Annotated in this window: 13 protein-coding genes; 7 read left to right on the top strand and 6 right to left on the bottom strand. The window is 71.7% G+C overall.

The genetic code is table 11. The features are described 5' to 3' along the window. Nucleotides 1–31: 31 nt before the first annotated feature. The 3 genes from ACTWQF_RS29475 (at nt 32) to ACTWQF_RS29465 (ending at nt 3,965) form a co-directional block, all read left to right on the top strand. Nucleotides 32–2,302, top strand: coding sequence for an acetate--CoA ligase family protein (locus ACTWQF_RS29475; RefSeq protein WP_443282774.1), 2,271 nt, complete (start codon nt 32–34; stop codon nt 2,300–2,302). 49 nt (nt 2,303–2,351) lie between these two features. Next, entirely contained in the window at nt 2,352–3,197 is an 846-nt protein-coding gene (locus tag ACTWQF_RS29470; RefSeq protein ID WP_443282772.1) for an enoyl-CoA hydratase/isomerase family protein, read from the top strand. A gap of 99 nt (nt 3,198–3,296) precedes the next feature. After that, nucleotides 3,297–3,965 carry a flavin reductase family protein gene (locus ACTWQF_RS29465; RefSeq protein ID WP_443282771.1) on the top strand — a complete coding sequence of 223 codons (669 nt, stop codon included), beginning with the start codon at nt 3,297–3,299 and terminating at the stop codon, nt 3,963–3,965. 28 nt (nt 3,966–3,993) lie between these two features. Here the strand turns inward: ACTWQF_RS29465 and ACTWQF_RS29460 are convergent, their stop codons facing one another. Both ACTWQF_RS29460 and ACTWQF_RS29455 read right to left on the bottom strand, forming a co-directional pair. Further along, entirely contained in the window at nt 3,994–4,764 is a 771-nt protein-coding gene (locus ACTWQF_RS29460; RefSeq protein ID WP_443282769.1) for an NAD(P)H-dependent oxidoreductase, read from the bottom strand. A 97-nt stretch (nt 4,765–4,861) separates the two neighbouring features. Then, a complete protein-coding gene (locus ACTWQF_RS29455) occupies nt 4,862–6,205 on the bottom strand; it encodes an MFS transporter (RefSeq protein ID WP_443282768.1) in 1,344 nt (447 codons plus the stop codon). Nucleotides 6,206–6,276: 71 nt separating this feature from the next. Between ACTWQF_RS29455 and ACTWQF_RS29450 the strand changes: the two genes are divergently transcribed. The 3 genes from ACTWQF_RS29450 to ACTWQF_RS29440 all read left to right on the top strand — a co-directional run bounded on the left by ACTWQF_RS29450 (nt 6,277) and on the right by ACTWQF_RS29440 (nt 8,922). Beyond that, nucleotides 6,277–7,317 carry a GlxA family transcriptional regulator gene (locus tag ACTWQF_RS29450; RefSeq protein ID WP_443282767.1) on the top strand — a complete coding sequence of 347 codons (1,041 nt, stop codon included), beginning with the start codon at nt 6,277–6,279 and terminating at the stop codon, nt 7,315–7,317. A 29-nt stretch (nt 7,318–7,346) separates the two neighbouring features. Continuing rightward, a complete protein-coding gene (locus tag ACTWQF_RS29445; RefSeq protein WP_443282847.1) occupies nt 7,347–8,360 on the top strand; it encodes a GlxA family transcriptional regulator in 1,014 nt (337 codons plus the stop codon). 85 nt (nt 8,361–8,445) lie between these two features. Beyond that, the gene (locus ACTWQF_RS29440) at nt 8,446–8,922 is read left to right on the top strand and encodes a nuclear transport factor 2 family protein (protein ID WP_443282765.1); all 477 of its coding nucleotides are present in this window, start codon (nt 8,446–8,448) and stop codon (nt 8,920–8,922) included. Nucleotides 8,923–8,936: 14 nt separating this feature from the next. Here ACTWQF_RS29440 and ACTWQF_RS29435 read toward each other — a convergent pair whose 3' ends face one another. The 4 genes from ACTWQF_RS29435 to ACTWQF_RS29420 all read right to left on the bottom strand — a co-directional run bounded on the left by ACTWQF_RS29435 (nt 8,937) and on the right by ACTWQF_RS29420 (nt 13,946). Then, nucleotides 8,937–10,022 (bottom strand): alcohol dehydrogenase catalytic domain-containing protein, encoded by a 1,086-nt coding sequence (locus ACTWQF_RS29435; protein WP_443282846.1) that lies wholly within the window; start codon nt 10,020–10,022, stop codon nt 8,937–8,939. A gap of 28 nt (nt 10,023–10,050) precedes the next feature. Beyond that, on the bottom strand, nt 10,051–11,538 hold the full coding sequence (locus ACTWQF_RS29430; RefSeq protein ID WP_443282845.1) for an aldehyde dehydrogenase family protein: 1,488 nt from the start codon (nt 11,536–11,538) through the stop codon (nt 10,051–10,053). A gap of 77 nt (nt 11,539–11,615) precedes the next feature. Continuing rightward, a complete protein-coding gene (locus ACTWQF_RS29425) occupies nt 11,616–12,947 on the bottom strand; it encodes an acyl-CoA dehydrogenase family protein (protein WP_443282764.1) in 1,332 nt (443 codons plus the stop codon). Nucleotides 12,948–13,007: 60 nt separating this feature from the next. Further along, a complete protein-coding gene (locus tag ACTWQF_RS29420) occupies nt 13,008–13,946 on the bottom strand; it encodes an SDR family NAD(P)-dependent oxidoreductase (RefSeq protein WP_443282763.1) in 939 nt (312 codons plus the stop codon). A 109-nt stretch (nt 13,947–14,055) separates the two neighbouring features. On the opposite strand from ACTWQF_RS29420, the gene ACTWQF_RS29415 reads away from it, so the two are divergent. Further along, complete coding sequence (locus ACTWQF_RS29415; protein WP_443282762.1) at nt 14,056–14,991, top strand: cyclase family protein; 936 nt, start codon at nt 14,056–14,058, stop codon at nt 14,989–14,991. Nucleotides 14,992–15,115: the final 124 nt, after the last annotated feature.

The raw sequence follows: 15,115 nt of genomic DNA, 5'->3' as shown, positions 1-15,115 counted from the left end.
CAGGCCACCACACGGGAGTGGGCGAGAGAACATGCTCGGATCGACTCACGGGACCCTCACCATGACCCCCCGCTCGGCCCGGGTGCTGGCCTGCGGCGAGCGGCCCGGCGGCGGCGCCGTGCATGGCAGAGCCGCCGGGGTCGGTGATGCCGAGCTCGACGTCAGCGGGCGGCCGTTGCACGCGCCGGTGCCCGACCTGGACCGGTTCTTCCGGCCGGAGGCCGTGGCCGTCGTCGGCGCCTCGGACGCCGAGGGGCGGCCGAACGCGGGCATCACCCGCCAGCTGATCGCGTGGGCCGAGCGGGTCGGCGCGCGCCTGCACCCGGTGCACCCGAGCCGCCGCGAGGTCTACGGGCTGCCGTGCGCCCCCACCGTTGCCGCGCTGCCCGAACCGGTGGACGTGGCCGTACTGCTCGTCGCCGACCCGCTGCCCGTGCTGGAGCAACTGACAGAGGCCAAGACCAGGTTCGCCGTCGCCTTCGCCTCCGGCTTCGCCGAGACCGGCGAGGAGGGCGCAGCCGCGCAGGCCCGGCTCGCCGAGGCCGCCGCACGCTCCGGGGTGCGGCTGCTGGGACCGAACACCAACCTCAACGCCTTCGAGCGCTTCCGCGACGACCTCGACGGCCCCGCCATCGCGCTGATCACGCAGTCAGGCCACCAGGGGCGCCCCCTCTTCGCCCTCCAGGAGCTGGGCATCCGGCTCTCGCACTGGGCGCCGACCGGCAACGAGGCGGACCTGGAGACGGCCGACTTCCTCTCCTACTTCGCCACCCTGCCCGAGGTCGGTGCCGTCGCCGCGTATGTGGAAGGGCTCAAGGACGGCCGCGGCTTCCTGCTGGCGGCCGACCGCGCAGCGCGGGGCGGCGTGCCCGTCGTCGCCGTGAAGGTGGGCCGCACCGAGGCCGGCGCGCGTACCGCCGCCTCGCACACCGGGAAGCTCACCGGAGCGGACGCCACGGTGGACGCGGCGATGCGGCAGTTCGGCGTCATCCGGGTGGCCGGGCTGGACGAGTTGCAGGACACCGCCGCGTTGCTGGCCCGCGCCCGGCCGCCGCGAGCCGAGGGGGTGGTCGTCTACGCGATATCCGGCGGCACCGGCGCCCATTTCGCCGACCTGGCCACTGCCGAGGGGCTGGACCTGCCCACCCTCTCCGACGAGAAGCAGGCCGAACTTCACCAGTGGATCCCCGAATACCTCTCGGTCGCCAATCCGATCGACAACGGCGGGCACCCGGTGGGCGACTGGCGCGGCCGGAAAATCATCGACGCCATCCTGGCCGACCCGGACGTCGGCGTACTCGTCTGCCCCATCACCGGACCCTCCCCCCCGATGAGCGACAAACTGGCCCGGGACCTGGTGGCCGCCGCCGAGGAGACGGACAAGCTGGTCTGCGTCGTATGGGGCTCTCCCGTCGGCACCGAGGACGCCTACCGGCACACGCTGCTGGGCTCCTCGCGGGTGGCGACCTTCCGTACGTTCGGCAACTGCGTTCGCGCCGTTCGCGCCTATCTGGACCACCACCGCTTCACCCGCACCTACCGCTCCCCCTTCGACGACGCACCACGCACTCCCTCGCCCTCGCTGCGGAAAGCCGAGGCACTGCTGCGTCCCGGGCAGCAGCTGAGCGAACACGCGGGCAAACAGCTGCTGCGCGCCTACGGGATCCGCGTCCCGCGTGAGCAGCTGTGCACCAGTGCGGCGGGTGCGGTGCGCGCGGCAGCCCAGGTCGGCTACCCGGTCGTGATGAAGGCGTCGGCGCCGCAGCTCGCGCACAAGAGCGAGTACGGCCTCGTCCGCCTCGGACTCACCTCCGCCAGCCAGGTGCGGGACACCTACCGGGAGCTGACCGAGATCGCGTACGCCGAGGAGATCGAGCTGGACGGGGTACTCGTGTGCCAACTTGTCGATCCGGGCGTGGAGATGGCGGTCGGCATCACCCAGGACGAGCTGTTCGGGCCGACGGTGACGGTGGGGCTGGGCGGCGTGCTGATCGAGGTCCTGCGGGATGTCGCCGTGCGGGTGCCGCCGTTCGGCGAGGACCAGGCCCGCGTGATGCTCGGCGAACTGCGGGGCGCGGCGCTGCTGGACGGCGTACGCGGCAGACCGCCCGCCGATACGGACGCGTTGGTGGAAGTCGTGCTGCGGGTGCAGCGGATGGCGCTGGAGCTGGGCAGGACCGGCGTCGGCCCAGGCCCCGAGAGCGTGAACGGCGGGCTTGCGGGACTGGACATCAACCCGCTGGTCGTCCTCCCGCGCGGGCAGGGCGCGGTGGCGCTCGACGCGCTGGCCGTCTGCCGCTGAGCCGATCACCGACCGGCGCAGCGGCGCCCGTGAAAGGAGCTGCACGTTGATGTCCTCCCCCCGTGACACATCCCCCGAGGAGCCCTCGGCGGCCCCGGAAGAAACCCTGGAAAAAGTTGTAGCGCAGGCCACTGACAACGCCGTGTCGTGGATCACCCTCAACCGCCCACACGCACTGAACGCACTCACCTGGGAGCAGCGCGAGCGGCTCGTCGCGCTGCTCACCGACGCCTCGGCGAACCCGCAGGTGAGGGCCGTCGTGCTCACCGGGCGCGGCCGCGGCTTCTGCGCGGGCGCCGACCTCAAGGGCACCTCGGGCGGCGGGGAACGGGTCGCGGGCGATGTGGCCCGTACGCTCGAACGGGGTGCGCAGCGGCTGGTCGCCGCCGTGCTGGACTGCGAGAAGCCGGTGCTCGCTGCGGTCAACGGCACTGCGGCGGGGCTGGGCTGCCACCTCGCGCTCGCCTGTGATCTCGTACTGGCCGCCGAGGAGGCTTCGTTCGTGGAGGTCTTCGTACGCCGTGGCCTGGTGCCGGACGGTGGCGGGGCCTATCTGCTGCCCAGGCTGGTGGGGCCGCAGCGGGCCAAGGAGCTGATGTTCTTCGGTGACGCGCTGCCCGCGTCGGACGCCGAACGTCTCGGCCTGGTCAACCGGGTCGTGCCCGCCGACGCGCTGGAGAAGACGGCGCGGGCCTGGGCGGAGCGGCTGGCGGCCGGGCCGACCCGCGCGCTGGCGCTCACCAAGCGGCTGGTCAACTCCTCCCTGGACACGGACCGCACGGCGGCCTTCTCCGCGGAGGCGTGGGCGCAGGAGATCAACATGACCACCCGGGACGCGCGGGAGGGCGTGGCCTCCTTCACCGAGCGGCGCGGACCCGGATTCGAGGGACGATAGAGCGCCGTGGTTACTCTGGAGTTGCCGAGCGCACGACGGCACCGGGAACCCCGTACCTCCCACCTTCCAATCTGACGAAGCATCAGGTGCAATGAACCCATGATGGGACACGCTGGAATGGCAGCCACCGCGGTGCGCTATCTGCGTACCGCCGGCGCGGCGCGCGGCATCGCACGGGACGCGCGGCGCGGCACCGAGCGGGCCGCGGACCCCGGCGCGCTCCCCAGGCCCGATCTGCGGGCCGTACGCGAGGACGAGCGCGCCCCCGTCGACCCGGCCCACTTCCGCCGGGTGCTGGGCGGCTTCGCCTCCGGCGTGACCGTGGTGACCGCACCGGCGGCGGAGGGGGAGCCGGGCCCCGCGGGGTTCGCCTGCCAGTCCTTCGCGTCCCTCTCGCTGGAGCCGCCCCTGATCTCGTTCATGGTGGGCCGCAGCTCCACCAGTTGGCCCCGCATCGCACGCGCTGGCGTCTTCTGCGTGAACGTACTCACGGCCGGTCAGGGCGAGCTGTGCCGTGCCTTCGCGATGAGCGGCGCCGACAAGTTCGCCGGAGTCTCCTACTCCCCCGCACCGGTCACCGGTTCACCGCTGCTGGCAGATGTGGCGGCCTGGATCGACTGCGAGATCCACGCCGTACACACGGGCGGCGACCATCTCATCGTCGTCGGCCGGGTACGCGCACTGGACGCGGCGGAGGGTGAGCCCGAGCCGCTGATCTTCCACCGGGGCCGGCTGGGCACCTTCACCCCGGCGGACACCGAGAGCTGAATCCGCAGCCGACCGCTGAGGAGCGCGGTCACGCGGAGTGCACCTCCAGCCCCGTACGGCCGGGGGCGAGCTCCGGGCGCAGCACCAGATCGGCGTCGTAGTCGCCGCCCGCCTCGTAGCGGAAGGGCAGCGGGGTGAGCGTGTCCAGGTCGCGCAGCCGCTGACGCAGCTCCTCCTGGCGCTCCTTGACGTCCGCCTCAGTCGCGCGGTCGGCGCCGTAGACGACGAACGGGGGCAGCGCCGCCATGCCCGTGTACCAGAACGTCCCGTGGTGGAGCGGGAAGAGCACGTCGTTGACGTACCCGTGGATGCCGCGCGGACCGAAGCTGGAGGGCCGCGCCCCGACCGAGGTGACGACCATGGCCCGCTTGCCCGCCAGTCCGCCGTCCCCGTAGCGCCGGGTACGGCCCTGAGCGTCCTGCACGCCGAACGCGAAGCCCTGCACCAGCACCCGGTCGAACCAGCCCTTGAGGATGGCGGGCGGCCCGAACCACCACAGCGGGAAGTGGAAGATCAGGGTGTCGGCCCACTGGATCTTCTCCTGTTCGGCCCGGATGTCCCCACTGAGCCCGCCTGTGCCGTACCCGTGCTCCTGCGCGTCCCCGACCAGCAGCCGCTCCTCCGGCCGCTCCCGGCCGGGAAAGTCCGCACCGTCGACGACCGGCTTCCAGCCCATCGCGTACAGATCGGACTCCCGTACCTCATGGCCGGCTTCCCGCAGTGCGGCGACACCGGTGTCGCGCAGTGCGGCGTTCAGGGAGCGTGCTTCCGGGTGGGCGAAAATCCACAGTGTTTTCATGCCACTGAGCATGCGTCCGTGTGAGAGCCGGAACGAGTGGCCAGATGGACGGCTAGTGCAAGATTCTGGCCACCCGGCAGCGTCGCGCCCGAGTGCCCTAGAGCGCTGCCGGTTGCCGGGTACCGCGCCGGACCACCAGCGCCATCAGCGCCGCGATCGCACACAGCACGCCCGTGCCGGTCCACGCCAGGTCGTACGTCCCGGTGGCATCCCGTACCAGCCCAGCCAGGAAGGCGATCAGCGAGGCACCGGCCTGGTGCGAGGCGAGCACCCAGCCGAAGACGACGGCACCGTCCGCACCGAAGTGCTCCCGGCAGAGCGCCATGGTGGGCGGCACGGTGGCGACCCAGTCGAGCCCGTAGAAGACGATGAAGAAGAGCATCGGCGGCTGCACGCTCGCGGCGAACAGCATCGGCAGCACCAGCAGCGACAGCCCACGCAGCCCGTAGTAGACCGCCAGCAGCCGGCGTGCGTCGAAACGGTCGGTCAGCCAGCCGGAACAGACCGTGCCGACCAGGTCCAGCAGTCCGATGAGGGCCAACAGGGAAGCGGCCACCGGCACGGCCATCCCGTGGTCGTGCGCTGCGGGCACGAAATGCGTGCTCATCAGCCCGTTGGAGGAAGCGCCGCAGATCGCGAACGACCCGGCCAGCAGCCAGAAGACCCTGGTGCGGGCGGCGTCCCGCAGCACCGACAGGGTGCGCCGTAGTGCACCGCCCGTATCCGCCTCGGGTGTCACGTAGTCGGCCCCGGCGCCGTACGGACGCACCCCCACGTCCTCGGGGCGGTCCCGCAGCAGCCACACCACCAGCGGCACGACAGCGAGCGCCGAACCGCACACCACCAGTGAGGCGGTCCGCCAGCCGGGCCCTTCCACAAGCAGTGCCACCAGAGGGAGGAAGACCAGCTGGCCGGTGGCGCTTCCCGCGGTCAGGATGCCGCTGACCAGACCGCGCCGGGCGACGAACCAGCGATTGGCCACTGTTGCGGCGAAAGCGAGCGCCATGGAGCCCGAACCGATGCCCACCAGGAGGCCCCAGCAGAGCACCAGTTGCCACTCAGCCCGCATGAAGACTGTCAGGCCACTGCCCGCCGAGATCAACAGCAGCGCTGCTGTGACGACCTGGCGTATGCCGTAGCGCTCCATCAGTGCGGAGGCGAACGGTGCGGTGAGCCCGTACAGCAGGACGTTCAGTCCTACGGCGAACGAAATGGTGCCGTGCGACCAGCCGAACTCCTCATGCAGCGGGTCGATGAAGACGCTGGGTGTCGCCCGGAAACCGGCAGCCCCTACGAGCGCGACGAAGCACACCAGGGCGACCCACCAGGCACGGTGCACACGCGGTCCCACAGTGCGCAGTTCGGCGGGCGGTTGGGAGTGCGGTTCAGCAGAGTCGGCGCCGCCCTTCCCGGACGGCCGCGGGGAGAGGGTCTCAGTCACGCGGACCAGCCTGCGGTGCGGGAGCGGACGGAGCGAGTGGCCTGGAGGCCACCATGTGCGAGGATCGGGCCATGGCCGTTTTCACCCACCCTGGACTGCACAAGGTCGCCGTCCTGGTACGGCACGGTCTGCTGCCGATCGAGCTGGGCATCCCGCACGCCCTGATGCGCAGAGCGCGGTCGGCCACGGGCGAGCCGTTGTACGAGGTCGTCACCTGCGCCGTCACACCTGGCGCGATACGTACCGACGGCGACTTCACGATCAATGTCGAGCACGGCATCGAGGCGCTGGCCGAGGCGGACACCGTGATCGTCCCGGCCTCACACGACTGGGACGAGCCCTACGACCGGGGCGCGATGAGCCCCGGGCTCGCCGAGGCGTTCACCCGCATCCGTCCCGGCACCCGGATCGCGTCCATCTGCACAGGCGCCTTCGTACTGGCCGCTGCCGGGCTGCTGGACGGCAAACGGGCCACCACCCACTGGCGCGCCGGCGAGCGCTTCCAGCGCCTCTTCCCGAGCGTCCGGCTCGACTCCGACGTGCTCTACGTCGACGAGGGCTCCGTACTCACCTCGGCGGGCATCGCCTCCGGCGTCGACCTGTGCCTGCACATGATCCGCAAGGACCACGGCGCGGCCGTCGCCAACGCCGTCGCCCGGCGCACCATCGTCCCGCCCCACCGCGACGGGGGGCAGGCCCAGTTCATCCGCCGCCCGGTCCCCGAACCCCGCCTCTCCTCCACCGGAACCGCCCGCTCCTGGGCACTCCGCCACCTCGACCGCCCCCTCACCCTCCGCGAACTGGCCGAACGCGAATCCATGAGCGTCCGCACCTTCACCCGCCGCTTCCGCGAAGAAGTCGGCGTGAGTCCACAGCAGTGGCTCACCCAGCAGCGCATCGAACGCGTCCGCCAGCTGCTGGAGGAGAGCGATCTGTCCATCGAGCAGATCGCCGCCCAGGCGGGCTTCGGCTCCGCGTCGACCCTGCGGATGCACTTCCAGGCCGCACTGGGCGTCTCACCGAGCGCCTACCGCCGTACATTCCGCACGGACATCGCAGCAGACGCGGAAAACGGTGCCGCGGCGGACGCCGACGTGAGTTCGGGAAGGTGATCGGGACGGTGCGAACGAAGGAGGCGGAGATGGCCACCATCGCGCGGGTTTTCGCGCACCCAGGGCGGCACCGGGTCGCCGTGCTGGTCAGACACGGGGTGATGCCGATGGAGCTCGGCCTGGTGCACCAGGTGTTCGGCCGGGCGGCCACCCCGGAGGGAGAACCGCTGTACGAGGTGGTCACCTGCGCCGTCACGCCGGGGCCCGTCCGTACGGACGCCGACTTCCCCATCCATGTGGCGCACGGCGCCGAAGCGCTGGCGGAGGCCGACACGGTGGTCGTACCGGCCACTCATGAACTGGACGAGACGGAGACCGAGGGCGTCCTGCCCGAACCGCTCCGCCAGGCGCTCGACCGCATCCGCCCCGACGCCCGCGTCGCGTCCATCTGCACGGGCGCCTTCGTGCTGGCCGCTGCCGGGCTGCTGGACGGCAAACGGGCCACCACCCACTGGATGTCCACCGACAACTTCCGCACCCTGTACCCGGCCGTGCGGCTCGATCCCGACGTGCTCTATGTGGACGAGGGCTCCGTACTGACCTCGGCAGGCGAGGCCGCCGGAATCGATCTGTGCCTGCACATCGTGCGGGAGGACCACGGCGCGGCTGTCGCCAACGCGGTGGCCCGGCGCACGGTCGTCCCGCCCCACCGCGACGGAGGGCAGGCCCAGTTCATCCGCCGTCCCGTACCCGAACCCCGCCTCTCCTCCACCGGGACCGCCCGCTCCTGGGCGCTCCGCCACCTCGACCGCCCCCTCACCCTCCGCGAACTGGCCGAGCGCGAATCCATGAGCGTCCGCACCTTCACCCGCCGCTTCCGCGAAGAAGTCGGCGTCACCCCGTTGCGCTGGCTCACCCAGCAGCGCATCGAACGCGCCCGCCACCTGCTGGAGGAAACGGACCTCCCAGTCGAACGCATCGCGGCCCAAGCGGGCTTCGGTACGGCCGCCTCCCTCCGCCAGCACTTCCAGGCGGCCTTGGGCGTCTCCCCTCGCGCCTACCGCCGTACGTTCCGCGCGGAGGCGCAGGGCGCGGCAGCCTAGCGATTCCGGCGGACACCCCCCATGGGCTCAGCACGGTGTCCGAGAACCGCCGGAATGCCGTCGCCGTACAGGCCACGCTGTCGCCATGACACACCACGTTTCTGCCTCACCGACTGACCCGGCGGCTCCTTCCCCGTCGGACCCGGGGGCGGTTCTCAGCGGCATGTACGCAGCCGAGGCGGAGTACCTGGCCGCCGGTGGCCCGGGGGCGGCCTCGTTCGCCCTGCTCGCGCCGTACTTCGCGCCCGATGTCGTCCTGCACCAGGCGGCCGGCCTGCCCTACGGGGGCAGCTGGCGCGGGCACGCGGGCATGGAGCGGTTCTTCCATGAGATGAGCCGTGTCTGGGAGACATTCGACATCACGCAGCAGCAATTTCTCGCCACTGGCGAGACCTCGGTCGTCCACAGCCGGATACGAGCGCGCTCCCGTGTCACCGGCCGGGAGATCGCGTTCCCCATCCTCCAGACGATCACCGTCACAGGCGGGCGGATCACCGAGGTCCATCCGTTCTACTGGGACACCGCCGCCATCACCGCGGCCTGCACCCCGTCGGCGACCTGATCGGGCTCGGCGGCCTAGAACGTGAGCACCGCGCGGGCCACCCGGCCGTGCTGGGCGTCGTCGGCTGCCGCCGCGAACTCCTCGACCGGGTAGGTACGGGTGACCAGTTCGTCCAGCAGCAGCCGCCCCTGCCGGTACAGGTCCGCGTAGAGCGCGATATCGCGCGGTGGGCGGGAGGAGCCGTAGCGGCAGCCGAGGATGGACTTGTCCAGGAACAGCGCGGCGGGCAGGAAGACGGCCTCGGCATCGGCAGGTGGCACGCCCAGCAGCACGGCCTGACCGCGCCGGTCGAGGAGGTCGACGGCCTGCCGCACGAGCGCGGTGCTGCCGACGCACTCGAAGGTGTGAGCGGCGCCGTCCGGCAGGATCTCCTTGACGGCGGCAACCGTTCCCCCTTCGCTGCCCCCTCGCATCTGTTGCGAGGCGTCCACGAAGTGGGTGGCGCCGAACTGCCGGGCTGCCGCCTCCTTCTCCCGGTTGGCGTCCACGGCGACGATCTGGGCCGCGCCCGCGATCCGGGCCCCCTGCAGCACATTGAGCCCGATGCCGCCGACGCCGATCACCACCACGGAGTCGCCCTGTCCGACCTTCGCCCGGTTGAGCACGGCCCCGACTCCGGTGAGGACGGCGCAGCCGATGAGCGCCGCGGACGTGAGGGGGACGTCGCCGGGGATCCGGGTGGCCTGGACGGCCTTGACGAGGGTGCGTTCGGCGAAGGCCGAGTTGGCGGCGAAGTTGTACAGCGGCTTGACGCCGCGGCTGAAGGGCTGTTCGGGCCTGCCGATGGCCCGGCGGCACATGGTGGGGCGCCCGCGCGCGCACTGGGGGCACGCGCCGCAGTTGGCGATGGTGGACAGCGCCACATGGTCTCCGGGCGCCACGTGCACCACGCCCTCCCCGACGGCCTCGACCACACCGGCGCCCTCGTGGCCGAGTACGACCGGCCGCGGGAAGGGGATCGTCCCGTCGATGACGGACAGATCGCTGTGGCACAGCCCCGCCGCGCGGATACCGACGAGCACCTCCCCGGGGCCCGGCGCCCGGATCTCCAGGTCGTCGACGACCTCGGCCCGCGCCCCCTCCAGGATCACGCCTCGCATGGCGCTCACGCTCCCCTCACCTCACTCGTCATGACGGCCAGACGATCGACTGGAGCTCGCTGTAGGCCTGCAGCCCGAACGATCCGCCGTCGCGGCCGACGCCGGACTCCTTGAAGCCGCCGAACGGTGTCTCCGGGTGCCGCTGGACGGTGTTGATGCCGACGTTGCCGCTCCGCAGCCGCCCCGCCAGCCGCCAGGCGCGGCCTGTGTCGCCGCTGAACACGTAGTCGTAGAGGCCGTAGGGGGTGCTGTTCGCAATGCGTACGGCCTCGTCGTCGTCCGCGAACCTGAGGACCACGACCACGGGTCCGAACAGTTCCTCGCGGGCGACGTCCATCTCCGGCGTGACGTCGGTGATCAGCGTCGGCGCGACATAGAAACCGGTCGTGGGTTCCGTGGGCCGTTCGCCGCCGACCAGGACAGTGGCGCCCTGTGCGCGGGCACCTTCGATGTACGCCTCGACGCGGTCGCGCTGGGCCGCGGAGATCACCGGGCCGACGACAGTTCGCTCATTCGTGGGATCGCCGAGCGTCAGTGCGGAGGCGTAACGTGAAAGGGCAGTCACGAACTCGTCGTGGAGCGAGTCGTGTACGAGCACACGCGTCGGTGCCGTACAGATCTGGCCGCTGTGAAACGCCCAGGTCGAGGCGACCGAGCCCAGTGCTGCTTCGCGGGTCCTGCCAATCGCGTCGTCCAGCACCAGCGCCGCACCCTTTCCACCCAGTTCCATGAGGGTGCGCTTCATTCCTCGTCCCGCGTTCCCAGCGATCTCCTTTCCCACGGAGGTGGAGCCAGTGAAACTGATCATGTCGACGTCCGGGTGTGCGACCAGGGCCTCCCCCGGCCCGGGCCCCGAGCCGGTCACCACGTTGTAGAGCCCGTCCGGCAGCCCCGCCTCCTTCAGCAGCGGGCCCAGCTCCAGACAGCTCAACGGATCCTGCGGCGCCGGCTTGCAGACCACGGCGTTCCCCATGGCCAGCGCGGGCGCGACCTTGCCCGCGAGGTTGACCACGGGGAAGTTGTAGGAGGTGATGCACCCGACCACGCCGACGGGGCGACGTACGGCGGCGGCACCGATCAGCCCGCCCGGGGCCAGCGCACTGGCCCCCATGGGCTGCGGGGCCAGGGGCACGGTGTCCGGCTCCAGCGCGCCGCGTGCGTACCGGCGGAAGCGGTCAGCAGCAGTGGGCAGTTGCATTCCGCGCGCGACCTTGAGGGTGGCACCGGTCTCGGCCTGGAGGAGCGGTACGAGTGCGGGACCGCGCTCGGTGAGCAGCTGCGCGATCCGCTCCAGCACCCGGGAGCGCTCGCGGGGATCGGTGGCGGCCCACGCCTCCTGGGCGGCACGCGCCGCGCGGACGGCGGCGTCCACATCCGCCGCGTCCCCTTCGGGGGCCTCGCCGACCGGCAACTCCGTCGCCGGGTCGGTGATCGGGTAGTGGCCGCGCGCGGGTTGCCGCCAGCCACCGCCGATCCAGTGCCGGTAAGTCCTGGGCTTCCGTGCGGGATCCGCCACGTCCGCGGAGGCCGCCGGTCCGGTGTTCGGTTGCGGGTGCCGCGGGTGGTCCGTGCGCTCGGTGCTCGGTTCCGTCGTCACGTGCGTGCCTCTCTCGGCAGGCCCAGCACCCGCTGGGCGAGGATGTCGCGCTGGATCTCGTCGGAGCCGCCGTAGAGGGTGTCGGCGCGGGTGAAGAGGAACAGCCGTTGCAGGGCGTCGAGTTCGTAGGGCCGGTGCGGCGCCCAGTCGTGCGGGCCGAGGGCGGCGGCGGCTCCGCGCACCTGCATCGCCAGTTCACCGAGCCGCTGGTGCCAGCGTCCCCACAGCAGCTTGGCGACGCTGGGCGCCCCCGGTACGGCCCCGTTGTGGCTGCCGTTGTCGTTGCCGCCGAGGGTGCGCAGGGCGTTCCAGCGCATCGTCCGCAGTTCTGCCCAAGCCCGCACCAGCCGGTCGCGGAGCACGGGATCGCGCTCGACGGCACCGGTGTGCAGGGCGAGGCACAGCACCCGGTCGAGTTCGGCGGCGAAGCCGATCTGCTGGGCGAGGGTGGACACGCCGCGCTCCAGGGCCAGCAGGGAGGTGGCGACCCGCCAGCCGTCGCCCTCGGCGCCCACCCGGTGGTCGGCTTGGGCGAGTGCGCCGTCGAAGAAGACCTCGTTGAACTCCTCGGTCCCCGACATCTGCCGGATCGGCCGGACCTCGATATGGCCCGGCTGGTCCATCGGCACCAGCAGGAAGGAGAGCCCCTGGCGTCCACTCGTGCCCTGTCCGGTACGGGCGAGAACAAAGCACCAGTCGGCCTCGCGGGCAAGCGATGTCCAGACCTTCTGGCCGGTGACGCGATAGCCCCCGGCCCCACCGCCCACCCCGGCGTCCCGTACGGCTGTGGTGCGTACGGCGTCGACGCGCTCGGCGTGGGTACGTACGGCGTCGGGGCGCTCGGCGTCGGGGCATGCACCGTCGGTGCGTACGGCTGTGGTGCGTACAGCGGCGAGGTCGGAGCCGGCGTTCGGCTCGCTGTAGCCCTGGCACCACAGTTCCTCGCCGTGGGCGATGGCTGGCAGGAAGCGTTTGCGCTGGTCGTCGGTGCCGTGGGCGAGGAGAGTGGGGGCGAGCACGTTCTCGCCGATGTGGCCGACGCGGGCGGGTGCGCCCGCGCGGGCGTACTCCTCGGCCCAGACGACCTGTTGGGTGAGGGTGGCAGCGCGGTTGCCGTAGCTTCCGTGGGTGCGGTCCCAGCCGATGCCGATCCAGCCCGCGCGGCCCAGCTCGCGCTCCCAGCGGCGGCGGACGGCGGTGGCCTGGTGCTCGCTTCCGGGTCCGCCCTGGCCGACGGCGGACGCGTAGTCGCCGACCAGGTGGTCGTGCAGCCACGCCCGGGCCCGCGCTCGGAACTCCTCGTCCTGGCGGGTGAAGCCGAAGTCCACACGTCCCCCTCTCGGCAGGCAGGTCAGGGCGGAGCAGCGCTGCTCGGTCGGGCGCTCGGTTCAGGCGTTGGGGCGGTCCTTGCGGGCGGCGGCCTCGACCATCTCCATGAGCCGCTCCAGCATGGGCATCGGGTCCCGGCCGACCGTGCCGGGCAGATGGTCGGCGAGTTGTTGCGGCGTCCACGAGCCGTCGGCGTAAGCGGCGCGGAGTTCGCGGGGCTGTGCCCATACGGCGATCTTGGGTCCGGCGACGGTGTAGACCTGACCGGTGATCTCCTGCTCTCTCGCGTGGTCGCTGAGCAGGTAGACGACGAGGGGCGCGACGTCCTCGGGCTCGCCGATCCCGGCCAGTTCCATGGGGACGTTGGCGGACATCCGGGTGCGGGCCACGGGGGCGACGGCGTTGGCCGTTACGCCGTACTTGTGCAGTCCGAGCGCCGCACTGCGGACGAGGGAGATGATGCCTCCCTTGGCCGCCGCGTAGTTGGCCTGGGAGACGGAGCCCTGGTGGTTGCCGCTGGTGAAGCCGATGAGGGCTCCGCTGCGCTGGGTGCGCATCACGGCGCTCGCGGCTCGGAAGACGGTGAAGGTTCCCTTGAGGTGAGTGGCGACGACGGGGTCCCACTCCTCCTCGGTCATGTTGAAGAGCATGCGTTCGCGCAGGATTCCGGCCACGCAGACCGCCCCGTCGAGGCGGCCGTACCGGGTGAGTGCGGTGTCCACGACGCGCTGTCCACCGGCCATGGTGGAGATGTCGTCGGCGACGGCCACGGCCTCGCCGCCCGCTGCCGCGATCTCTTTCACGACGGCCTCGGCGACCTCGCTGCGCGGTTCACCGCCGTCGACGGAGACGCCGTAGTCGTTGACGACGACCTTGGCTCGCTCACTTGCGCAGGCCAGCGCCACCGCGCGGCCGATGCCGCGGCCGGCCCCGGTGACGGCGACGACCTTCCCGGCCAGAAAGTTCCCTTCGCTCCCCGCGTTCCCTTCGCTGCCCACGTCCGGCCCCTCCCGGGTTATCTGACGGTCCGTTAGATTCTTGAGCAGCCACCGTCCGAACACAAGCCCTGTACGGGCCCCGTCCGTACCGACCGCCCCCGGAGGACAGATGACCGTGCCGGCGCAGTGCCGCGAGTTCACCGAGATCGCCGAGCGCGTCAACAACTGGGGCCGCTGGGGCGCCGACGACGAGACCGGCACCCTCAACCTGGTGACCGACGAGGTGGTACGGGAGGCGGCAGCCACCGTCCGCACGGGCCGCCGCATCCCGCTCGCGCTGCCCCTCCAGCAGGACGGGGTGCAGACCGGGCTGATCCCCGGGCGGGTGAACCCGCTGCACACGATGGTCGCGCTCAACCTGGAGATGTTCGGCCCCGGAACGGTCGCCACCAACGACGACGCCGTCACCATGGGCCTCCAGGCCGCCACCCACTGGGACGGGCTGGCACACGTCTCGCACGGGGGCCGGATCTACAACGGCCGCCCCGCCTGCACGGTCACCGCACACGGCGGCGCGGTGTTCAGCGGCATCGAGAAGAGCCGCCCCCTCGTCTCCCGCGGCGTCCTGCTCGATGTAGCCCGCACCCGCGGCGAGGAACAGCTGGCGGGCGGCCACGCGGTGACCCCCGAAGACCTGGACGCCGCCGAGGAGTTCGCGGGCACCCGCGTACGGGCCGGAGACATCGTGCTCATCCGTACCGGACAGCTGCGCCGCTACCTCGCCGGTGACAAGAACGGCTACGCCTATCCCTCTCCCGGGCTGTCGCTGCGTACTCCCGAGTGGTTCCACGCCCGGGACGTGGCCGCCGTCGCCAACGACACTCTCACCTTCGAGATCGTCCCTCCGGAGATCGAGGACCTCTGGCTCCCCGTCCACGCTCTCCACCTCGTGGAGATGGGCATGCTGCAAGGCCAGAACTGGAACCTGGAGGAACTCTCGGACGCCTGCGCCGAAGAAGGCCGCCACGCCTTCCTCCTCGCCGCCCAACCCGAACCCTTCACCGGCGGCGCGGGCGCTCCGGTGGCACCGGTCGCGGTGCTGTGACCGGGCAAGTCCGTCGTCATGCCGCCGCATTGGGCAAGCCGGGTGGCGGTGCGCCTTTGCGCGCCCCGAGCACGGCACGGCGTACCGCCACCCGACTCCGGCGCTCGGGGCCCTGCCCTCGGAC

This window comes from Streptomyces sp. 8N114, assembly GCF_052245835.1.
Lineage (GTDB): Bacteria > Actinomycetota > Actinomycetes > Streptomycetales > Streptomycetaceae > Streptomyces.
Note: the sequence above shows the minus strand (reverse complement) of the source record. Positions and strands in the feature narration are given on the sequence as shown.